The sequence below is a fragment of the Neobacillus drentensis genome (assembly GCF_036962125.1).
Lineage (GTDB): Bacteria > Bacillota > Bacilli > Bacillales > Cytobacillaceae > Neobacillus > Neobacillus drentensis_B.
The window spans coordinates 21,157-42,781 of the sequence record NZ_JBALOA010000041.1 but is presented as its reverse complement, the minus strand read 5'-3'; the positions used below and the strand labels follow the sequence as shown (position 1 = coordinate 42,781).

Annotated in this window: 27 protein-coding genes; all 27 read right to left on the bottom strand. The window is 41.0% G+C overall.

Translation table 11 applies throughout. From position 1 onward, the window contains the following. Nucleotides 1-13 precede the first annotated feature (13 nt). The 27 genes from rpmD to rpoB all read right to left on the bottom strand — a co-directional run bounded on the left by rpmD (nt 14) and on the right by rpoB (nt 21,393). On the bottom strand, nt 14-196 hold the full coding sequence (rpmD, locus tag V7121_RS23645) for a 50S ribosomal protein L30 (protein WP_335493411.1): 183 nt from the start codon (nt 194-196) through the stop codon (nt 14-16). A 1-nt stretch (nt 197) separates the two neighbouring features. Beyond that, nucleotides 198-710 (bottom strand): 30S ribosomal protein S5, encoded by a 513-nt coding sequence (rpsE, locus tag V7121_RS23640; protein ID WP_026565538.1) that lies wholly within the window; start codon nt 708-710, stop codon nt 198-200. A 24-nt stretch (nt 711-734) separates the two neighbouring features. Then, nucleotides 735-1,097, bottom strand: coding sequence for a 50S ribosomal protein L18 (rplR, locus tag V7121_RS23635; RefSeq protein WP_098573661.1), 363 nt, complete (start codon nt 1,095-1,097; stop codon nt 735-737). Between the two features lie 32 nt (nt 1,098-1,129). Continuing rightward, the gene (rplF, locus tag V7121_RS23630) at nt 1,130-1,666 is read right to left on the bottom strand and encodes a 50S ribosomal protein L6 (protein ID WP_335493408.1); all 537 of its coding nucleotides are present in this window, start codon (nt 1,664-1,666) and stop codon (nt 1,130-1,132) included. A 31-nt stretch (nt 1,667-1,697) separates the two neighbouring features. Then, complete coding sequence (rpsH, locus tag V7121_RS23625) at nt 1,698-2,096, bottom strand: 30S ribosomal protein S8 (protein WP_098262322.1); 399 nt, start codon at nt 2,094-2,096, stop codon at nt 1,698-1,700. Nucleotides 2,097-2,125: 29 nt separating this feature from the next. Beyond that, nucleotides 2,126-2,311: a 30S ribosomal protein S14 gene (rpsN, locus tag V7121_RS23620; protein WP_007085277.1), complete on the bottom strand. Its 186-nt coding sequence runs from the start codon at nt 2,309-2,311 to the stop codon at nt 2,126-2,128. A gap of 24 nt (nt 2,312-2,335) precedes the next feature. Then, a complete protein-coding gene (gene rplE / locus V7121_RS23615) occupies nt 2,336-2,875 on the bottom strand; it encodes a 50S ribosomal protein L5 (protein ID WP_335493406.1) in 540 nt (179 codons plus the stop codon). 28 nt (nt 2,876-2,903) lie between these two features. Then, nucleotides 2,904-3,212: a 50S ribosomal protein L24 gene (gene rplX / locus V7121_RS23610; RefSeq protein ID WP_335493403.1), complete on the bottom strand. Its 309-nt coding sequence runs from the start codon at nt 3,210-3,212 to the stop codon at nt 2,904-2,906. Nucleotides 3,213-3,248: 36 nt separating this feature from the next. After that, nucleotides 3,249-3,617 carry a 50S ribosomal protein L14 gene (gene rplN / locus V7121_RS23605; protein WP_026565532.1) on the bottom strand — a complete coding sequence of 123 codons (369 nt, stop codon included), beginning with the start codon at nt 3,615-3,617 and terminating at the stop codon, nt 3,249-3,251. A gap of 40 nt (nt 3,618-3,657) precedes the next feature. Beyond that, the gene (rpsQ, locus tag V7121_RS23600; RefSeq protein WP_088084990.1) at nt 3,658-3,921 is read right to left on the bottom strand and encodes a 30S ribosomal protein S17; all 264 of its coding nucleotides are present in this window, start codon (nt 3,919-3,921) and stop codon (nt 3,658-3,660) included. A 22-nt stretch (nt 3,922-3,943) separates the two neighbouring features. Continuing rightward, the gene (rpmC, locus tag V7121_RS23595) at nt 3,944-4,144 is read right to left on the bottom strand and encodes a 50S ribosomal protein L29 (RefSeq protein WP_007085282.1); all 201 of its coding nucleotides are present in this window, start codon (nt 4,142-4,144) and stop codon (nt 3,944-3,946) included. Further along, complete coding sequence (gene rplP / locus V7121_RS23590; protein ID WP_335493400.1) at nt 4,134-4,568, bottom strand: 50S ribosomal protein L16; 435 nt, start codon at nt 4,566-4,568, stop codon at nt 4,134-4,136. The genes rpmC and rplP overlap by 11 nt, the downstream gene beginning before the upstream one ends. Nucleotide 4,569: 1 nt before the next feature. Beyond that, nucleotides 4,570-5,226: a 30S ribosomal protein S3 gene (gene rpsC, locus V7121_RS23585; protein WP_335493398.1), complete on the bottom strand. Its 657-nt coding sequence runs from the start codon at nt 5,224-5,226 to the stop codon at nt 4,570-4,572. A 3-nt stretch (nt 5,227-5,229) separates the two neighbouring features. Continuing rightward, complete coding sequence (gene rplV / locus V7121_RS23580) at nt 5,230-5,571, bottom strand: 50S ribosomal protein L22 (protein WP_026565527.1); 342 nt, start codon at nt 5,569-5,571, stop codon at nt 5,230-5,232. Nucleotides 5,572-5,588: 17 nt separating this feature from the next. Further along, on the bottom strand, nt 5,589-5,867 hold the full coding sequence (gene rpsS, locus V7121_RS23575) for a 30S ribosomal protein S19 (protein ID WP_026565526.1): 279 nt from the start codon (nt 5,865-5,867) through the stop codon (nt 5,589-5,591). A gap of 60 nt (nt 5,868-5,927) precedes the next feature. Next, on the bottom strand, nt 5,928-6,758 hold the full coding sequence (gene rplB / locus V7121_RS23570; protein WP_335493395.1) for a 50S ribosomal protein L2: 831 nt from the start codon (nt 6,756-6,758) through the stop codon (nt 5,928-5,930). A gap of 29 nt (nt 6,759-6,787) precedes the next feature. Further along, a complete protein-coding gene (gene rplW, locus V7121_RS23565) occupies nt 6,788-7,072 on the bottom strand; it encodes a 50S ribosomal protein L23 (RefSeq protein WP_144555565.1) in 285 nt (94 codons plus the stop codon). Continuing rightward, nucleotides 7,072-7,695, bottom strand: coding sequence for a 50S ribosomal protein L4 (gene rplD / locus V7121_RS23560; protein WP_335493393.1), 624 nt, complete (start codon nt 7,693-7,695; stop codon nt 7,072-7,074). The genes rplW and rplD overlap by 1 nt, the downstream gene beginning before the upstream one ends. 28 nt (nt 7,696-7,723) lie before the next feature. Continuing rightward, nucleotides 7,724-8,350 carry a 50S ribosomal protein L3 gene (gene rplC, locus V7121_RS23555; protein WP_026565522.1) on the bottom strand — a complete coding sequence of 209 codons (627 nt, stop codon included), beginning with the start codon at nt 8,348-8,350 and terminating at the stop codon, nt 7,724-7,726. A gap of 39 nt (nt 8,351-8,389) precedes the next feature. Further along, nucleotides 8,390-8,698, bottom strand: a complete 309-nt coding sequence (gene rpsJ / locus V7121_RS23550; RefSeq protein WP_026565521.1) for a 30S ribosomal protein S10 — start codon at nt 8,696-8,698, stop codon at nt 8,390-8,392. A 447-nt stretch (nt 8,699-9,145) separates the two neighbouring features. Next, entirely contained in the window at nt 9,146-10,333 is a 1,188-nt protein-coding gene (tuf, locus tag V7121_RS23545) for an elongation factor Tu (RefSeq protein ID WP_335493390.1), read from the bottom strand. Nucleotides 10,334-10,464: 131 nt separating this feature from the next. Next, a complete protein-coding gene (fusA, locus tag V7121_RS23540; protein ID WP_335493387.1) occupies nt 10,465-12,546 on the bottom strand; it encodes an elongation factor G in 2,082 nt (693 codons plus the stop codon). Between the two features lie 48 nt (nt 12,547-12,594). Continuing rightward, the gene (rpsG, locus tag V7121_RS23535; protein ID WP_218350784.1) at nt 12,595-13,065 is read right to left on the bottom strand and encodes a 30S ribosomal protein S7; all 471 of its coding nucleotides are present in this window, start codon (nt 13,063-13,065) and stop codon (nt 12,595-12,597) included. A gap of 40 nt (nt 13,066-13,105) precedes the next feature. Next, nucleotides 13,106-13,528, bottom strand: a complete 423-nt coding sequence (gene rpsL, locus V7121_RS23530) for a 30S ribosomal protein S12 (RefSeq protein ID WP_026565517.1) — start codon at nt 13,526-13,528, stop codon at nt 13,106-13,108. 102 nt (nt 13,529-13,630) lie between these two features. Next, nucleotides 13,631-13,879 (bottom strand): 50S ribosomal protein L7ae-like protein, encoded by a 249-nt coding sequence (locus V7121_RS23525; protein ID WP_335493384.1) that lies wholly within the window; start codon nt 13,877-13,879, stop codon nt 13,631-13,633. A 137-nt stretch (nt 13,880-14,016) separates the two neighbouring features. After that, nucleotides 14,017-17,616: a DNA-directed RNA polymerase subunit beta' gene (rpoC, locus tag V7121_RS23520; protein ID WP_335493381.1), complete on the bottom strand. Its 3,600-nt coding sequence runs from the start codon at nt 17,614-17,616 to the stop codon at nt 14,017-14,019. 219 nt (nt 17,617-17,835) lie between these two features. Further along, nucleotides 17,836-21,393 (bottom strand): DNA-directed RNA polymerase subunit beta, encoded by a 3,558-nt coding sequence (rpoB, locus tag V7121_RS23515; RefSeq protein ID WP_335493378.1) that lies wholly within the window; start codon nt 21,391-21,393, stop codon nt 17,836-17,838. Nucleotides 21,394-21,625: the final 232 nt, after the last annotated feature.

Genomic DNA, 21,625 nt, shown 5'->3' with positions numbered 1-21,625 from the left:
AGAAAACAATAAATTATTGTTCTTTAACTGTAACAAGGTGAGCAACTTTAGTAATCATACCGCGAATTGCAGCATTATCTGGATGCTCAACTGTTTGATTCATTTTACGTAGTCCTAGGGCTTTAACTGTTTCACGTTGATCGCCAGGACGGCCAATCAAGCTGCGAGTGAGGGTAATTGATAGTTTGTTTGCCATTTTATTTCCCCCCGTATCCTAACAGTTCTTCTACTGATTTGCCACGTAGTTTTGCTACGTCCTCAGCACGTTTTAATTGTTTTAAACCGTCAATTGTTGCACGCACCATGTTAATTGGAGTGTTCGTTCCTAATGACTTAGAAAGGATATCTGCTACTCCACCTAATTCAAGTACGGCACGAACTGGACCACCAGCGATTACTCCAGTACCTTCAGAAGCAGGTTTTAGAAGAATTTCACCAGCACCAAAACGTCCGATTACTTGGTGAGGAATGGTAGTTCCAACCATTGGTACTTCGACTAAGTTTTTCTTTGCATCTTCGATGGCTTTACGAATAGCATCAGGTACTTCTTGAGCTTTACCAGTACCGAAACCAACGTGACCGTTTTTATCGCCTACAACAACAAGGGCTGTGAAGCGGAAACGACGTCCACCTTTAACAACTTTCGCAACACGGTTAACCGTGACTACGCGTTCTTCTAGTTCAAGTTTGTTTGGATCAATACGACGCATCTTTTTGTGTCCCTCCTTTGTCTTTTAGAATTGTAAGCCGTTTTCACGGGCAGCATCAGCTAATGCTTGAATACGTCCATGGTATAGGTATCCGCCACGGTCAAAGACAATAGAAGTGATACCTTTTTCAACCGCACGTTTAGCGACTAATTCTCCGACCTTCTGTGCAGCTTCAACGTTATTTGTAGATTCTAAACCGAAATCTTTATCTAATGTAGAAGCACTTGCTAAAGTTACTCCGTTAATGTCATCAATTACTTGAGCATAAATATGTTTGTTAGAACGAAACACATTTAGACGTGGACGAGCAGAAGTACCGCTAAGTTTCGCACGGACACGAGCATGTCTTTTCTTGCGAGTAGCGTTTTTATCTTGCTTCGTAATCATTTACGTCACTCCTTTCGTTTACCTATGCGGCATTACTTACCAGTTTTACCTTCTTTACGACGAACAAATTCACCTTCGTAACGAATTCCTTTACCTTTATACGGTTCAGGAGGACGAACTCCGCGGATATTTGCTGCTAATGCACCAACACGTTCTTTGTCAGTACCTTTAATAATGATTTTTGTGTTTGCAGGAACTTCGATTTCAAGGCCCTCTTCAGCTTCGATTTCAACTGGGTGAGAGTATCCAACGTTTAACACAAGCTTGCTACCTTGCTTTTGGGCACGGTATCCAACCCCGATTAACTCTAGGCCTCTTGAGAAGCCCGTAGATACACCTTCAACCATGTTCGCAAGCACGGCACGAGTTGTTCCATGTAATGCGCGGTGTTCTTTAATATCAGAAGGACGAGTGATAGTTACAAGATTTTCTTCCACATTGATTGTAATATCAGAGTGGAATGTACGAGTAAGTTCACCCTTAGGTCCTTTAACTGTAACAGTGTTGTTATTTAAAGTAACTGTTACTCCAGCTGGAATAACAATCGGTTTTTTTCCTACGCGAGACATTTAGTGCACCTCCATTCATTCAAAAGCTCAATTACCAAACGTAAGCTAATACTTCTCCGCCGATTTGTTTTGCACGAGCTTCTTTATCAGTAATAACACCAGTAGATGTTGAGACTAATGCGATACCAAGACCGTTTAGAACGCGTGGTACCTCAGTAGATTTTGCGTAAACTCTAAGTCCAGGCTTGCTTATGCGCTTAAGACCAGTAATAACGCGTTCGTTATTAGCACCGTACTTTAAGAAGATACGGATAATACCTTGTTTGTTGTCTTCGATAAATTCGACGTCACGTACGAAACCTTCGCGCTTTAAAATTTCAGCAATTTCTTTTTTCATATTAGAAGCAGGCACTTCTAACTTTTCGTGACGCACCATGTTCGCATTACGAATGCGAGTAAGCATATCAGCAATTGGATCTGTCATGACCATTATTTTTACCTCCTTCCCAGACTTGGGTTTTACCAGCTAGCTTTTTTGACACCAGGAATTTGTCCTTTGTATGCTAATTCACGGAAACAAATACGGCAAAGCTTAAATTTACGATATACAGAGTGTGGACGACCACAACGTTCGCAGCGAGTGTACTCTTGTACTTTGAATTTAGGCGTGCGTTGTTGTTTCGCAATCATTGACTTTTTAGCCACGTTTTCGCCTCCCTTATTTAAGGATTACTTTTGGAATGGCATTCCAAATTGAGTTAAAAGTTCACGAGATTCTTCATCAGTTTTTGCAGTCGTTACGATAACGATATCCATACCACGAACTTTGCTTACTTTATCGTAATCAATTTCAGGGAAGATTAATTGTTCTTTAACACCTAAAGTGTAGTTACCGCGACCGTCGAATGCTTTCTTAGAAATACCACGGAAGTCACGTACACGAGGTAGTGAAACAGAAACTAATTTATCCAAGAATTCGTACATGCGTTCACCGCGAAGTGTAACCTTAGCACCGATTGGCATACCTTCACGAAGACGGAAGCCAGCGATAGATTTTTTCGCACGTGTAACGACAGGTTTTTGACCTGTGATTGTTGCTAGTTCTTCAACTGCGTTATCGAGTGCTTTTGCGTTTGCAACTGCGTCACCAACGCCCATATTCACAACGATTTTTTCAAGTTTAGGAACTTCCATAACTGATTTATAGTTGAACTTGCTCATTAGAGCAGGTGTAACTTCTTTTACAAATTTTTCTTTTAGGCGGTTCACTTATAGTACCTCCCTTCTAAATTTTAAACTATTTATCTAAAACTTCACCGGATTTTGCTACGCGTACTTTCTTGCCATCAACCGTTGTGGAACCTACGCGAGTTGGGTTACCAGTTTTCGGATCGATAGGCATAACGTTTGATACATGAATAGGAGCCTCAAAGCTAAGAATTCCGCCTTGTGGATTCACTTGAGAAGGTTTAGAGTGTTTTTTCACAATGTTAACACCTTCAACTAGTACACGGCTATCTTTAGGATAAGCTGCCAGGATCACACCTGTTTTACCTTTATCCTTGCCAGAAATGACTCTGACCTTGTCGCCTTTTTTCACATGCATCAGTAAGCACCTCCTTAAAGGCTATTGATTTTAAAATTATAATACTTCTGGAGCAAGAGAAACAATTTTCATAAAGTTGTTGTCGCGAAGTTCGCGGGCAACAGGTCCGAAGATACGAGTTCCGCGTGGACTCTTATCATCTTTGATAATTACACATGCGTTTTCATCAAAACGAATGTAAGAACCGTCAGGACGACGAGCACCGCTCTTTGTACGAACAATAACTGCTTTAACAACGTCACCTTTTTTGACAACGCCACCTGGTGTTGCTTGTTTTACTGTGCAGACGATAACATCACCAATACCAGCAAATTTGCGGCCTGAACCACCAAGAACTTTAATCGTAAGTACCTCACGAGCACCAGAGTTGTCAGCAACTTTTAAACGTGATTCTTGTTGAATCATGTGTGTAACCTCCCTTCGGAATGAAGCTTAATCCGAACAATTAAATAATAACTGCTTTTTCTACAACTTCAACTAAACGGAAACGCTTAGTAGCTGAAAGCGGACGAGTTTCCATGATACGTACTACATCGCCAATTTTAGCTTCGTTTTGCTCATCATGAGCTTTATACTTTTTAGAGTACTTAACGCGTTTACCATATAAAGGATGCTTTTTTTGTGTTTCAACAAGAACAGTTACTGTTTTATCCATTTTGTCAGAAACAACGCGTCCTGTGTAAACTTTACGTTGGTTACGTTCACTCATTGTGTGAACCTCCCTTCAATAATCACTTGTTAACGCTGATTTCTCTTTCACGAACAACTGTTTTCATACGAGCGATCGCTTTGCGTACTTCACGAATGCGAGCTGTGTTTTCAAGTTGTCCTGTCGCCAATTGAAAGCGAAGGTTGAAAAGTTCTTCTTTTAAAGATTTTACTTTTTGTTCAATTTCAGCAGTGGTTAAGTCACGAAGTTCATTAGCTTTCATTTGATTCACCACCAATTTCTTCTCGTTTTACAAACTTACACTTTACAGGAAGTTTGTGCATTGCAAGTCGAAGTGCTTCACGAGCGATTTCTTCAGAAACGCCAGCGATTTCGAACATAATTTTTCCAGGCTTCACAACAGCTACCCAGCCTTCAGGTGCCCCTTTACCGGAACCCATACGAACTTCTAGGGGTTTAGCAGTGTAAGGCTTGTGAGGGAAAATTTTGATCCAAACTTTACCGCCACGTTTCATGTAACGTGTCATCGCAATACGTGCTGCTTCGATTTGGCGGTTCGTAATCCATGAAGCTTCTAAAGCTTGTAGGCCGAATTCACCGAATGATACTTCTGTACCGCCTTTTGCGTTACCACGCATGTTACCACGGTGTTGACGGCGATATTTTACGCGTTTTGGCAATAACATATTATTTGCCTCCTTCCGCAGTTTTCTTCTTAGTAGGAAGGACTTCTCCCTTATAGATCCAAACTTTTACGCCAAGCTTACCATAAGTAGTATCAGCTTCAGCAGTTGCATAATCGATATCAGCGCGAAGTGTATGAAGTGGAACTGTTCCTTCGCTGTAATGTTCAGCACGAGCGATATCCGCTCCGCCAAGACGACCAGATACTTGTGTTTTGATACCTTTTGAACCAGCGCGCATAGCACGTTGAATTGCTTGCTTTTGTGCACGACGGAAAGATACACGGTTTTCTAATTGACGAGCAATATTTTCTGCAACTAATTTCGCATCAACGTCAGCTCTCTTGATTTCAAGGATGTTGATGTGAACTCGTTTGCCAGTTAATTGATTTAATGCTTTACGAAGTGCTTCAACTTCAGTACCGCCTTTACCAATAACCATACCCGGCTTAGCAGTATGCACTGTTACGTTTACACGGTTTGCCGCACGTTCGATTTCAACTTTAGAAACAGAAGCATCCTTCAAACGCTTCGTGATGTACTCACGAATTTTAAGGTCTTCGTGTAAAAGAGTAGCGAAGTCTTTACCTGCGTACCACTTAGATTCCCAATCTTTAATGATTCCGATACGCAAACCGACTGGATTTACTTTTTGACCCACAGATTATCCCTCCTTCTTTTCTGATAGAACGATTGTGATGTGGCTAGTGCGTTTGTTTATTTGGCTTGCACGGCCCATTGCGCGAGGACGGAAACGTTTTAAAGTTGGTCCTTCGTCAACAAATGCTTGTGCAACAACTAGATTGTTAACGTCCATTTCATAGTTGTGCTCAGCGTTTGCCATAGCAGATTTTAATACTTTTTCTACGATTGGAGAAGCAGCCTTAGGTGTGAGATTTAAAATCGCCACAGCTTCACCAATTTGCTTTCCTCGGATTAAATCAACGACTAAACGTGCTTTACGAGGAGCAATACGAACTGTTCTTGCAACAGCTTTAGCTTGCATTTGGATGCCCTCCTCTCTTAACGTCTTGTTTTCTTGTCATCATTACCATGGCCCTTGTAAGCACGAGTTGGAGCAAACTCTCCAAGCTTGTGTCCTACCATGTCTTCAGTAACATATACAGGCACATGTTTGCGACCATCATATACTGCGATAGTGTGGCCAATAAATTGTGGGAAGATTGTAGAACGGCGTGACCAAGTTTTAATAACTTGTTTGCTTTCAGTCTCGTTCAACTTTTCTACCTTAACCATTAAATGATCATCAACAAATGGTCCTTTTTTTAAGCTGCGACCCATGAAGGAACCTCCCTTCGTGACTGTTCTACGGTTCTCTCTTTGAACCGTAGGAAAATCACGTTATTTTTTACGACGACGAACGATGAACTTATCTGATTTGTTTTTCTTTTTACGAGTTTTGAATCCAAGAGTTGGTTTACCCCATGGAGACATTGGTGATTTACGTCCGATTGGTGAACGTCCTTCACCACCACCGTGTGGGTGATCGTTAGGGTTCATTACAGATCCACGAACAGTTGGGCGTTTGCCTAACCAACGAGAACGACCCGCTTTACCAATGTTGATTAATTCGTGTTGTTCATTACCTACTTGACCGATTGTTGCACGGCATTCAGCAAGAATCATACGAACTTCACCAGAATTTAAACGTACAAGTACGTATTTTCCTTCTTTACCAAGTACTTGAGCGCTTGTTCCAGCAGAACGAACTAACTGGCCGCCTTTTCCTGGTTTTAATTCAATGTTGTGTACTACTGTACCAACAGGAATGTTTGCTAATGGAAGTGCGTTACCTACTTTAATATCTGCCTCAGGGCCAGACATAACTTCCATGCCAACTACTAGGTTCTTAGGAGCTAAGATATAACGCTTTTCTCCATCCACATAGTTGATTAATGCGATATTTGCAGAACGGTTTGGATCATACTCAATTGTAGCAACGCGTCCTGGAATGCCATCTTTGTTACGTTTAAAATCGATTAAACGATATTGACGCTTGTGGCCGCCACCTTGATGACGAACAGTTAACTTACCTTGGTTATTACGGCCGCCTTTTCTCGTTAATGGAGCAAGTAAAGACTTTTCTGGAGTGCTAGTTGTGATTTCTGCGAAATCAGAAGTAGTCATTCCACGACGACCATTGGAGGTAGGTTTGTACTTTTTAATCGCCATTTTATTTCCCTCCTCTTCTTGATAGGTTCTTATGCTTCAAAGAATTCGATTTCTTTGCTATCAGCAGTTAATTTTACAATTGCTTTACGACGTTTGTTTGTGTAACCACCGAATTTTCCCATACGCTTGAATTTACCTTTGTAGTTCATGATGTTTACTTTCTCAACATCTACGCTAAAGATTTCTTCGATAGCATCTTTAACTTGTGTTTTGTTAGCTTTAACATCTACTTCAAAAGTGTATTTTTTCTCAGCCATTAGGTCAGTAGAACGTTCAGTGATAACGGGGCGCTTAATGATATCGCGTGCATCCATTATGCAAGCACCTCCTCTACTTTTTCAACCGCTGCTTTAGTCATGATCAATTTATCATGATTAACAACATCTAATACGTTAATTCCGTCTGCAGTAACAACAGTAACACCTGGGATGTTACGAGCTGATAATGCTACGTTTTCATCAAGATCTGCAGTAACGATTAATGCTTTTTTCTCAACAGATAAACCGTTTAATACAGATTTGAATTCTTTTGTTTTTGGAGCATCGAATGTTAAAAGATCTAACACTAAAATATTCTCTTCTAACACTTTAGAAGATAGTGCAGATTTAATTGCTAAACGACGAACCTTTTTAGGTAATTTATAGCTGTAGCTGCGTGGTGTTGGACCGAATACAGTACCACCTCCGCGCCATTGTGGAGAACGGATAGACCCTTGACGAGCACGTCCAGTTCCTTTTTGACGCCATGGCTTACGACCACCGCCGCGTACTTCAGAACGAATTTTTGTTTTATGAGTTCCTTGACGTAATGAAGCTCTTTGCATAACGATTGCTTCAAACAATACGTGTTGGTTTGGCTCAATACCAAATACAGTATCATTAAGTTCGATATCTCCAACTTGTGATCCAGCTTGGTTTAATAATGCTACTTTAGGCATTCTTTGTTCCTCCTTTCTGAAAGGGTGACTATGCTTTAATTGCACCTTTAATTTTTAGTAATGCTTTTTTAGCGCCTGGTACGTTACCTTTGATTAAAAGTAAGTTACGCTCTGTATCAACCTTTACGATTTCAAGGTTTTGAACAGTGATTTGCTCTCCACCCATGCGTCCTGGTAGTAATTTACCTTTGAATACACGGTTTGGAGCAACAGGTCCCATTGAACCTGGACGACGGTGATAACGAGAACCGTGGGCCATTGGTCCGCGTGATTGTCCGTGGCGCTTAATTACACCTTGGAAACCTTTACCTTTTGAGATTCCTGTTACATCTACGATATCTCCAGCAGCGAAAATATCAACTTTGACTTCTTGACCAACTTCATAGCTTGCTAAGTCATCTCCGCGGAATTCGCGAACGAAGCGCTTAGGAGCAGTATTAGCTTTAGCAACATGTCCTTTTTCTGGTTTGTTAGCTAACTTTTCACGTTTGTCTTCAAATCCAACTTGAACTGCAACATAACCGTCGCTTTCAACTGATTTCTTCTGAAGAACTACGTTTGGAGCTACTTCAACTACAGTTACAGGAATTAAGTTGCCATTACTAGCAAATACTTGAGTCATACCAATCTTTCTTCCTAAGATTCCTTTGGTCATTTAAGTCACACCTCCTAGATAATTTATCATTTATTTTGATTAAAGTTTAATTTCGATATCAACACCAGATGGTAAATCTAAACGCATTAACGCATCAACTGTTTGTGGAGTTGGGTTAACGATGTCGATTAGACGCTTATGTGTCCGTTGTTCGAATTGCTCACGAGAATCTTTGTACTTATGAACCGCACGAAGAATTGTGTAAACAGTTTTTTCTGTTGGTAACGGAATTGGACCAGATACTGCCGCACCAGAACGTTTTGCTGTTTCAACGATTTTTTCTGCCGATTGATCTAGAATTCTGTGATCATACGCTTTTAAACGGATACGAATTTTTTGTTTTGCCATTATTTTCCCTCCTTTATTCGCCTATTTTCTAAATAGACATTCTCAGTGAAAATTTCCCTCACACACTCGCCATGGCAAAGCGGCCGGGTGTGTCAGCAACCTTCCACATCATCGCAGTCAAAGACCAACATTGTCTATTATACATAAAACACAAAGCAAACGCAATACCTATTACGATTTTTTCTTTATGTTTCTGTTTCGAACACTTTTCCTATTATAGCGGCTGATACACACTTTTACAACAGATATTATCAAACTCCAGAAATATACAAATTTAAGACCAATAGCGAGATTATTTTGAATGTTAATATATATAGAAGAAACACGTTTCATACCGTTACTCTTTTAGTAATGTTGTAACAAAAAAAAGCAGATGGATCGTCATCCATCTGCTTTTAATATGTTTGGTCATTATCTACTTAGCACCAGTGGCGCTTAAGTTTCAAATTACTCAGTGATTGTAGTGATTGAACCTGAACCTACTGTACGTCCACCTTCACGAATTGAGAACTTAGTTCCTTCTTCGATAGCGATTGGAGCGATAAGTTCAACAGTCATTTCAATGTGGTCGCCAGGCATAACCATTTCAGTACCTTCTGGAAGCATACAGATACCTGTAATGTCAGAAGTACGGAAATAGAATTGTGGACGGTAGTTTGAGAAGAATGGAGTATGACGTCCACCTTCTTCTTTTGATAAAACGTAAACTTGTGCTTTGAACTTTGTGTGTGGAGTGATTGACTTTGGTTTAGCCAATACTTGACCACGTTCGATTTCTTCACGAGCTACACCACGAAGAAGGGCACCGATGTTGTCACCAGCTTCAGCGAAGTCAAGAAGCTTACGGAACATTTCTACACCTGTTACAGTAGTAGATTTTGGCTCTTCAGTGAAACCTACGATTTCAACTACGTCACCAACTTTAACTACACCACGCTCAACACGTCCTGTAGCAACTGTTCCACGACCAGTGATTGAGAATACATCCTCTACTGGCATCATGAATGGCTTATCAGTATCACGAGTTGGAGTTGGGATGAACTCATCAACAGCATTCATAAGTTCAAAGATTTTTTCTTCCCACTCAGCTTCGCCTTCTAATGCTTTAAGAGCAGAACCTTTGATAACTGGAGTGTCATCGCCAGGGAAATCGTATTCAGTTAATAGATCACGAATTTCCATTTCTACTAATTCAAGAAGTTCTTCGTCATCAACCATATCACACTTGTTCATGAATACAACAAGGTAAGGTACGCCTACTTGACGAGAAAGAAGAATGTGCTCACGAGTTTGTGGCATTGGACCATCAGTTGCAGATACAACTAGGATACCGCCGTCCATTTGCGCAGCACCAGTGATCATGTTTTTAACATAGTCAGCGTGTCCTGGGCAGTCAACGTGTGCATAGTGACGAAGATCAGTTTCATATTCTACGTGTGCAGTAGAAATTGTGATTCCACGTTCTTTTTCTTCTGGTGCACCATCGATTTGATCGTATGCACGAGCTTCTGCTTTACCAGATTTAGCAAGAACAGAAGTGATTGCAGCTGTTAAAGTTGTTTTACCATGGTCAACGTGTCCGATTGTACCAATGTTAACGTGTGGCTTTGAGCGGTCGAATTTAGCTTTACCCATTAGGAAATCCTCCTCTAAATTATAAAAATTTAAGTATAGTTTTTTATGTAAGCCGTGAATATGGTTGTCCCATATTCACGACTTCCACTGCTTACATTAGTAGTTATACATAATCAAAAGATGAAAATCAATTATTCACCTTTATTTTTTTTGATGATTTCTTCTGAAACTGATTTTGGTACTTCTTCATAGTGATCAAAGTGCATAGAGAATACTCCACGTCCTTGAGTACTAGAGCGAAGTGCAGTTGCATAACCAAACATTTCAGAAAGTGGAACCATTGAACGAACTACTTGTGCGTTACCACGAGCTTCCATACCTTCTACACGACCACGACGAGCTGTGATTTGACCCATGATATCCCCTAAATATTCTTCAGGAATAACAACTTCCACTCTCATCATTGGTTCAAGTATTACAGGCTTACACTTAGAGGCAGCATTTTTAAGAGCCATTGACGCAGCAATTTTAAACGCCATCTCCGAGGAGTCAACATCATGATACGAACCATCGAATAATCTTGCTTTAATATCAACTAGTGGATAGCCAGCAAGTACACCACGGTCTAACGCATCTTCAAGACCAGCTTGGACTGCAGGGATGTATTCACGAGGAACAACACCACCAACGATTCCGTTAACGAATTCAAAACCTTTACCTTCATCGTTAGGAGAGAATTCAATCCAAACATGTCCATATTGTCCGCGACCACCAGATTGACGAGCGAATTTACCTTCCACTTGTGCTGAAGCACGGAAAGTTTCGCGGTAAGCAACCTGAGGAGCACCAACGTTAGCTTCAACCTTAAACTCACGACGCATACGGTCAACAAGAATATCAAGGTGAAGTTCTCCCATTCCTGCAATAATTACTTGTCCAGTTTCCTGGTCAGTATGTGCACGGAATGTTGGATCCTCTTCTTGAAGTTTTTGTAACGCAGTCGTCATTTTGTCTTGGTCAGCTTTAGATTTTGGTTCAACTGAAAGTTGAATTACTGGCTCAGGGAATACCATTGACTCTAGAATAACAAGATTTTTTTCATCACATAGAGTATCTCCAGTAGTTGTATCTTTCAGACCTACAGCTGCTGCAATATCACCGGCATAAACCTTAGAGATTTCTTGACGGCTGTTAGCATGCATCTGTAGAATACGTCCTACACGCTCACGCTTACCTTTTGTAGAGTTTTGGACATATGAACCGGCATCTAGTGTTCCAGAGTAAACACGGAAGAACGTTAATTTACCAACATAAGGGTCAGTCATAACTTTGAATGCTAGAGCAGAGAATGGCTCTTCATCGCTAGAATGACGTTCAACGATTTCTTCTTCATCATCCACTGCATGACCTTTGATTGCTGGAACATCTAATGGAGATGGAAGGTAATCGATAACAGCATCCAACATAAGCTGAACACCTTTGTTTTTGAATGCTGAACCACAGATAACTGGGTAGAATTCAACATTAACAGTACCTTTACGAATCGCTGCTTTTAGCTCTTCTTTAGTGATTTCTTCACCACCAAGGTATTTTTCCATTAATTCTTCATCAAGTTCAGCCACTGCTTCAACTAATTTTTCACGATATTCATCAGCTTGTGCACGATATTCTTCCGGAATTTCACGGACTTCAATATCTGTGCCTAAGTCATTGCTGTAGAATACTGCGTTCATTTCCACAAGGTCAATGATCGCTTCGAATTGATCTTCAGCACCGATTGGTAACTGAATTGGGTGTGCATTCGCTTGAAGACGATCATGAATCGTATTTACTGAATATAAGAAGTCAGCTCCGATTTTATCCATCTTGTTTACGAAAACAACACGTGGTACACCATAAGTTGTTGCTTGGCGCCAAACAGTTTCTGTTTGAGGCTCAACACCAGATTGTGCATCAAGTACTGCTACTGCACCATCAAGTACACGAAGGGAACGTTCAACTTCTACTGTGAAGTCTACGTGTCCTGGCGTATCAATGATGTTTACACGATGGCCATGCCATTGTGCAGTTGTTGCAGCGGAAGTGATTGTAATTCCGCGTTCTTGTTCTTGTTCCATCCAGTCCATCTGAGAAGCACCTTCATGTGTTTCACCGATCTTATGAATACGACCAGTGTAATAAAGAACACGCTCAGTGGTAGTCGTTTTACCGGCATCAATGTGAGCCATGATACCGATATTACGAGTGTTTGCTAAGGAGAACTCTCTTGCCATTGGGTCTTTCTCCTTCCTAGTTTGAAAGTTTTTATATTGAAGGTTAGATTACCAACGATAGTGAGCAAACGCTTTGTTTGCTTCAGCCATTTTGTGTGTATCTTCACGCTTTTTAACAGATGCTCCAGTGTTGTTAGCTGCATCCATGATTTCGTTAGCTAAACGCTCTTCCATTGTTTTCTCTCCACGGTTACGTGAATAGTTCACTAACCAACGAAGACCAAGTGTAGAACGGCGGTCAGGGCGCACCTCTACTGGTACTTGATAGTTTGCACCACCTACACGGCGTGCTCTAACTTCAAGTACAGGCATAATGTTCTTAAGTGCTGCTTCGAAAACTTCCATTGGCTCTTTGCCAGTACGTTCACGAATTAAATCAAATGCAGAATAAAGAATTGCTTGTGACTTACCTCTTTTACCGTCAACCATCATCTTGTTGATTAAACGAGTAACTAATTTTGAATTGTAAAGTGGATCTGGTAACACGTCTCTCTTTGCTACAGGACCTTTACGTGGCATTTTATTTCCTCCTTTCAACGAAGCTTCTATTTAAGTTGTTTTATTTCTTAGCTGCTTTTGGTCTCTTAGTACCGTATTTAGAACGACCTTGCATACGGTTGTTTACACCAGCAGTATCAAGCGCTCCACGTACGATGTGATAACGTACCCCTGGTAAGTCTTTTACACGTCCTCCACGAATAAGAACAACACTGTGTTCTTGAAGATTGTGTCCAATACCAGGAATGTATGCAGTCACCTCAATACCATTTGTCAAACGTACACGAGCATATTTACGTAACGCTGAGTTTGGTTTCTTCGGAGTCATTGTACCAACACGAGTACATACACCGCGTTTTTGTGGTGAAGATACATTAGTTTGTGATTTTTTAAAGCTGTTATAACCTTTGTTAAGTGCTGGTGATTTTGACTTTTCCTCTTTAGATTGACGAGGTTTACGCACTAATTGGTTAATAGTAGGCATTTATGTTTCCTCCCTTCATTATTTGTAAGCCCACACATCCAGGTGGTTCATTTTTTTGCAAAAACAAAGTTTTTGCAGACTTTCTATCTACAAAAACAGCTTTTAGCGGATAATTGCAACAGTTGAAGCACCAACTTCAATCCCACATGCTTTCCCAAGTTTTTTCATCGAGTCTACATAAAGGATAGGAATACTTATATCAAGAGCTTCATCAATAACCTTAGCCGTCAATCTTGGATCAGCGTCACTAGCTACGATTAACTCTCTCACATTACCTTCTTTAAGTGCCTTTACTGCTTGTTTTGTTCCTATAACGAACTTTTGTGCCTGTAATACTTTTTCATAAGACATATATTCATATCCTCCAAAGTATCAGGTGAATAGGAGCACCTTTGATATAGTACCATTTTAAAATTTGGATGTCAACAAGACATTTACTATTTTCTTAAAATAAGGAATCTGCTAGTTAGCAGATTCCTTTACTTTATTTAATCAATAGTTACAGTTTCTTCGGAAGTTGTATCACGTAGGACAGGTTCTGCTTTGCGGTATCGCTGCATTCCTGTTCCAGCTGGTACAAGCTTACCAATGATAACATTTTCTTTTAAGCCAAGTAATTCATCGCGTTTACCTTTGATAGCAGCATCAGTAAGAACTCTTGTTGTTTCTTGGAAGGATGCAGCAGATAGGAATGAATCAGTTTCAAGCGATGCTTTTGTAATACCAAGTAAGACTGGTCGTCCTGTTGCAGGCATCTTACCCGCTAACAATGCCTTTTCATTGGCATCAGTGAACTGGTGAATATCAAGAAGTGTACCTGGAAGTACATCTGTTTCACCTGCGTCACCGACACGTACTTTACGTAACATTTGACGTACCATTACTTCCACGTGCTTATCGCCAATTTCTACCCCTTGCATACGATAAACCTTTTGAACCTCACGCAATAAGTACTCTTGGACAGAAGTAACGTCTTTGACTCTAATTAATTCTTTCGGATCAATCGAGCCTTCCGTTAACTCTTCGCCGCGAGCTACATTATCATTTACTGCAACTTTTAATCGCGCTGTATATGGTGCATTGTATGTTCTCGATTCCACTTCACCTTGAACAACAATTTCATGCTGACGGTCACGGCCCTCATTAATACCAACAACAACACCATCAATTTCAGAAATAACCGCTTGACCTTTAGGATTACGGGCTTCAAAAATTTCCTGGATACGCGGTAAACCTTGTGTAATATCGTCTCCTGCAACCCCACCAGTGTGGAATGTACGCATCGTTAACTGTGTACCTGGCTCACCGATTGATTGCGCAGCGATAATACCAACTGCTTCGCCTACTTCAACCTCTTGACCAGTTGCCAAGTTACGACCATAACACTTCTTACATACACCATGTCGTGTGTTACATGTAAATGCAGAACGGATTTTTACAACTTCGATGCCAGCATTCACAATTGTTTCTGCTAAATCTTCTGTAATCAAGCCATTTTCAGGTACTAGAACTTCACCTGTCTGAGGATGCTTTATCGCCTTACGTGCATAACGACCAATCAGACGTTCGTCTAATCCCTCAATAATTTCCGTACCATCTTTAAGAGCGCTAATTGTAAAGCCGCGGTCAGTTCCGCAATCATCTTCACGAACAATAACGTCCTGTGCAACATCAACCAATCTACGTGTCAAGTAACCAGAGTCAGCTGTCTTAAGTGCTGTATCAGCAAGACCTTTACGAGCTCCGTGTGTCGAAATAAAGTACTCTAATACTGTTAATCCTTCACGGAAACTTGATTTAATCGGTAACTCAATGATACGTCCAGCCGGGTTGGCCATCAGACCACGCATACCAGCAAGCTGCGTGAAGTTAGAGGCGTTACCACGGGCTCCAGAGTCACTCATCATAAAGATTGGATTCGATTTATTCAACGACTTCATTAGTTTTCCTTGAATGGTATCTTTGGCAGCACTCCAGATCGCAATGACGCGATCATAACGCTCATCTTCTGTAATAAGACCACGTCTGAATTGCTTCATCACGCTATCTACTTTATTTTGTGCGTCATGAAGAATTTCCTGTTTCTCAGGAAGTACGACAATGTCAGCCACACCAACGGTAAGACCTGCTTTAGTTGAATGTCTAAATCCTAAGTCCTTCATACGGTCAAGCATTTTTGACGTTTCTGTAATCTTGAAACGTTTGAATACTTCCGCAATAATGTTTCCAAGGATTTTCTTTTTGAACGGATCTATTAATGGCATCGATTGAATCTTTGCCACAACATCTTCGCCTTTTTCAACAAAATATTTAACAGGTGTTTCAACTTCTAAATTCTGTCTAGTTGGTTCATTAATGTATGGGAATGATGTTGGCAGAATTTCATTAAAAATAAGTTTTCCAACCGTGGTTATTAATAACTTATTATTTTGTTCTTCTGTAAAGGTTTCATTTCCTAATGAGCCCGCATGGACAGCCACACGTGTATGCAAATGAACATAGCCGTTTTGGTAGGCAAGGATTGCTTCACTCGTATCTTTAAAAATCATACCCTCTCCAACAGCGCCTTCTCTTTCCAACGTTAAGTAATAGTTACCTAATACCATATCCTGGGAAGGTGTAACAACTGGTTTACCATCTTTAGGGTTTAAGATATTTTGAGCAGCCAGCATGAGAAGTCTAGCTTCTGCTTGTGCTTCTGATGATAATGGTACGTGAACAGCCATTTGGTCACCATCAAAATCCGCATTGTATGCTGTACATACAAGAGGATGAAGACGGATTGCCCGGCCTTCGACTAGCGTTGGTTCAAAAGCCTGAATCCCTAATCTATGCAAAGTAGGGGCACGGTTTAATAGAACCGGATGCTCTTTAATGACATCTTCGAGTACATCCCATACATCTGGAGAGACTCTTTCTATTTTACGTTTAGCAGATTTAATGTTATGTGCTAAACCTTTCTCTACCAATTCCTTCATAACGAAAGGCTTAAATAGCTCTAGTGCCATTTCCTTCGGAAGTCCGCACTGGAACATCTTTAAGTTTGGTCCTACAACGATAACTGAGCGCCCAGAATAGTCAACACGCTTTCCAAGTAAGTTCTGACGGAAACGACCTTGTTTTCCTTTTAACATATGGGAAAGTGATTTCAACGGACGGTTACCAGGGCCTGTAACAGGACGTCCACGACGGCCGTTGTCAATCAAAGCGTCAACTGCTTCTTGAAGCATCCGCTTTTCATTCTGAACAATAATACTTGGTGCACCTAAATCTAATAAACGCTTTAAGCGGTTATTACGGTTAATAACACGGCGGTAAAGATCGTTTAAGTCAGATGTTGCAAATCTTCCACCATCCAATTGAACCATTGGACGAAGTTCTGGTGGAATTACTGGTAGAACATCAAGAATCATCCATGAAGGTTCATTTCCAGAGCCACGGAAAGCTTCTAATACTTCAAGGCGTTTAATTGCACGGGTACGTCGTTGCCCTTGTGCGCTTTTTAATTCTTCTTTTAATCCATCTACTTCTTTGTCTAAATCAATATCAAGAAGAAGCTTTTTAATAGCTTCCGCACCCATGGCAGCTTGGAATTTGTTTCCGTACTTTTCACGATATGCACGATATTCTTTTTCAGATAGTAGCTGTTTCTTATCAAGAGCTGTATCTCCTGACTCCGTCACAACGTAAGAAGCAAAGTAAATAATCTCCTCCAAAGCCCTAGGTGACATATCTAAAACTAGACCCATCCGGCTTGGAATTCCTTTAAAGTACCATATATGTGAAACAGGAGCAGCAAGCTCAATATGCCCCATACGTTCACGGCGAACCTTCGCACGTGTAACTTCCACACCACAGCGATCACAAACAACGCCTTTATAACGGACACGCTTGTACTTTCCGCAATGACATTCCCAATCCTTCGTTGGACCGAAAATTCGTTCACAGAATAAGCCATCCTTTTCAGGCTTTAATGTACGATAGTTAATCGTTTCTGGTTTTTTTACTTCTCCGAAAGACCATGAACGGATTTTATCCGGTGAAGCCAGACCAATCTTCATAAACTCAAAATTATTAACATCCAGCAAGGGGCCTACCTCCCTTTTGATATCTCCAGGTTTTACCCTTAACACAATAAAGCGGAAGCGCGCGTCTTAGCCCCGACAAGCATAAGACGAAATCCGCAAGAAGGCATTTTTTTGCCTTCTGGAGGATTTTGGCTTATGACCTCGAGGGGCTGCGCGCTGCAGCTAGGAAAGACGTACAAAAGCGAGAGCGCATGGTTGCGCTCCAACTAATTTAAATATTTATTCTTTTGAACCGACCTTTTCGGATTCAAAAGCTTGTTCAGGAACAATGTTTAATGTGTCGACTTGTTGTAAGTCATCATCATCTTCGGTATCGCGCATCTCTATTTCTTCTTCGTCACCTGAAAGGATTTTTACGTCCATACCAAGACTCTGAAGTTCTTTAATTAATACTTTGAAGGATTCTGGAACACCTGGCTCCGGAACGTTTTCACCTTTGACGATGGCTTCATACGTTTTCACACGACCCACCACGTCATCGGATTTAACAGTAAGAATTTCTTGAAGTGTGTATGCTGCACCGTATGCTTCAAGTGCCCAAACCTCCATCTCACCAAAGCGCTGTCCACCAAATTGAGCTTTACCGCCCAATGGCTGCTGTGTAACTAATGAGTATGGTCCAGTTGAACGAGCATGGAGTTTATCATCAACCATGTGTGCAAGTTTAATCATATACATGACACCTACGGATACACGGTTATCAAATGGTTCCCCTGAGCGGCCATCGTAAAGGACGGTTTTAGCATCACGGGCCATACCTGCTTCTTCAATAGTTCCCCAAACATCTTCTTCACGCGCTCCGTCAAATACTGGAGAAGCAACATGAATGCCTAAATAACGGGCTGCCATTCCAAGGTGGAGTTCCAGCACCTGTCCGATGTTCATCCGTGATGGTACCCCTAGTGGATTTAACATGATATCAACAGGTGTGCCATCTGGTAAAAACGGCATATCTTCTTCAGGTAAAATCCGTGAGATTACCCCTTTGTTACCGTGGCGTCCCGCCATTTTATCACCCTCAGAAATCTTACGTTTCTGAACAATATAAACGCGGACCAGTTGATTAACTCCTGGTGGAAGTTCATCACCATCTTCACGATTAAAGACTTTAACGTCGAGGACAATTCCGCCGCCGCCATGTGGCACACGAAGAGAAGTATCACGAACTTCACGTGCTTTTTCACCAAAGATTGCATGTAATAGACGTTCCTCTGCCGTTAATTCTGTAACCCCTTTTGGTGTTACCTTACCAACTAACAAGTCACCATCTTTTACTTCAGCACCCGTCCGAATGATGCCGCGTTCATCCAGGTTACGAAGAGCATCTTCGCCAACGTTAGGAATATCACGGGTAATTTCTTCAGGTCCGAGCTTTGTATCACGAGATTCTGACTCGTATTCTTCAATATGAATCGATGTGTAAACATCATCTTTTACAAGACGTTGATTCATAATAATCGCATCTTCATAGTTATAACCATCCCATGTCATGAAAGCAACAAGGACGTTACGGCCTAGAGCTAATTCTCCTAATTCCATTGAAGGTCCATCAGCAAGAATTTCTCCCTTGGTTACTCGGTTACCCACAGCAACAATAGGACGTTGGTTATAACAAGTTCCTTGGTTGGAACGGATGAATTTTAACATACGGTATTTATCAAGGTTACCTTTAACCTCTTGACCATCGACCACATTAATACGACGCACCCAAACTTCACGAGCTTCCACATGTTCAACGATACCTTCGTGCTTACAGATCACGGCTGCACCTGAGTCTTTACCAGATACATATTCCATACCTGTTCCAACACGAGGAGCTTCAGGCTGCATCAATGGAACAGCTTGACGTTGCATGTTCGCACCCATTAGTGCACGGTTGGAGTCATCATTTTCTAGGAATGGGATACACGCTGTAGCGGCAGAAACAACCTGCTTAGGCGATACATCCATGTAGTCAATACGTTCACGCTTGACCACTGTGTTTTCACCACGGAAACGAGCAACTACTTCATCATCTAAGAAGGATCCGTCGTCATCTAAGCGAGAGTTCGCTTGGGCAACTACGTAGTTATCTTCTTCGTCCGCAGTCAGGTAATCAATACGGGACGTTACTTTACCAGTATCCGGGTCAACCCTGCGATATGGTGTTTCGATAAATCCAAAGCGGTTGACTTTCGCGTATGATGACAGCGAGTTAATCAAACCAATGTTTGGACCCTCTGGCGTTTCAATTGGACACATCCGGCCATAGTGGGAGTAGTGAACGTCACGAACTTCCATCCCAGCCCGTTCACGAGTTAAACCACCAGGTCCTAATGCAGAGAGACGACGCTTGTGCGTTAATTCAGCAAGCGGGTTTGTTTGGTCCATGAACTGTGATAATTGTGAGCTGCCAAAGAATTCTTTAATAGAAGCAATAACTGGACGAATGTTGATTAATTGCTGCGGTGTGATCGTTGCAGTGTCCTGAATAGACATTCTTTCACGAACGACACGCTCCATACGGGATAATCCAATACGGAATTGATTCTGAAGCAATTCACCAACAGAACGAAGACGTCTGTTACCTAAATGGTCGATATCATCTGTATCGCCTACTCCATGTAATAGATTAAAGAAGTAGCTAATTGAAGCTATGATATCAGCCGGTGTAATATTTTTAATTGGTTCTGCCACATAAGCATTACCTAATACATTAATTACTTTTTCACTTTCATCACCAGGAGCATAAATCTTAATGTCCTGAAGAGTGATTTCCTCTTCTACTACGCCGCCATATGGATTAAAGCCTTTGAAATTAATATTCTTTTCAAGGGCAGGGATAATTCTATCAAGATTTCTTCTATCAAGAATGGTTCCCTTTTCAGCAATAATTTCACCTGTTTCAGGATCTGCAAGGGATTCTGCTAATCGTTGGTTGAATAAACGATTTTTAATATGGAGCTTTTTATTAATTTTATAGCGGCCTACATTTGCTAGATCATAACGCTTAGGATCAAAGAAACGTGAAACCAATAAACTCTTAGCGTTATCTACGGTAGGTGGTTCACCTGGACGCAGACGCTCATAAATTTCTAAAAGGGCCTTTTCGACACCTTCCGTATTGTCTTTTTCAAGTGTATTACGGATGTATTCGTTGTCCCCAATCAATTCAATGATTTCTTGATCAGAGCCGAAACCAAGTGCACGCAAAAGAACCGTAACGGGCAGTTTCCGAGTACGATCTATTCTCACATAAACGACATCTTTAGCGTCAGTTTCATACTCCAGCCAAGCGCCTCGGTTCGGAATGACGGTAGCCGAAAAGCCCCTCTTTCCATTTTTATCAAACTTTCCACTATAGTAAACACTCGGAGAGCGCACTAATTGCGAAACGATAACACGTTCTGCCCCGTTAATGACAAACGTACCTGTTTCCGTCATAAGTGGAAAATCACCCATAAATACATCTTGATCTTTTACTTCGCCTGTTTCTTTGTTCACAAGACGTACTTTTACACGCAATGGAGCAGAATATGTAACGTCCCGTTCTTTTGATTCCTCTACTGAATACTTTGGATCGCCAAGACTGTAATCAATAAATTCTAGTGATAGGTTACCGGTAAAGTCCTCGATTGGTGAAATATCCTGGAACATTTCACGCAAACCCTCATCAAGAAACCATTGATAGGAAGAGGTTTGGATTTCAATAAGGTTTGGTAATTCTAAAACTTCACTGATTCGTGCGTAACTTCTTCGTTGGCGGTGTCGTCCATACTGAACTAGTTGACCTGTCAACTGATTCACCCCTCAAATCAAGCGTTATTATTAAAAATCTATAAACGTTTATGGAATAGAAATTTACTTCCTTTTCCAGTAAACAAAAAGAAAAAGGGTTTTTAACTAAAAACCACATTTTCACATTTTGACTATTATTTTGTCATCATTTCCTAAATATCCCTTTAATATACAAGAAATTCAAGTATTTATAGGAATAATTCGGAAATTATTATGATGGCATTTTATAATG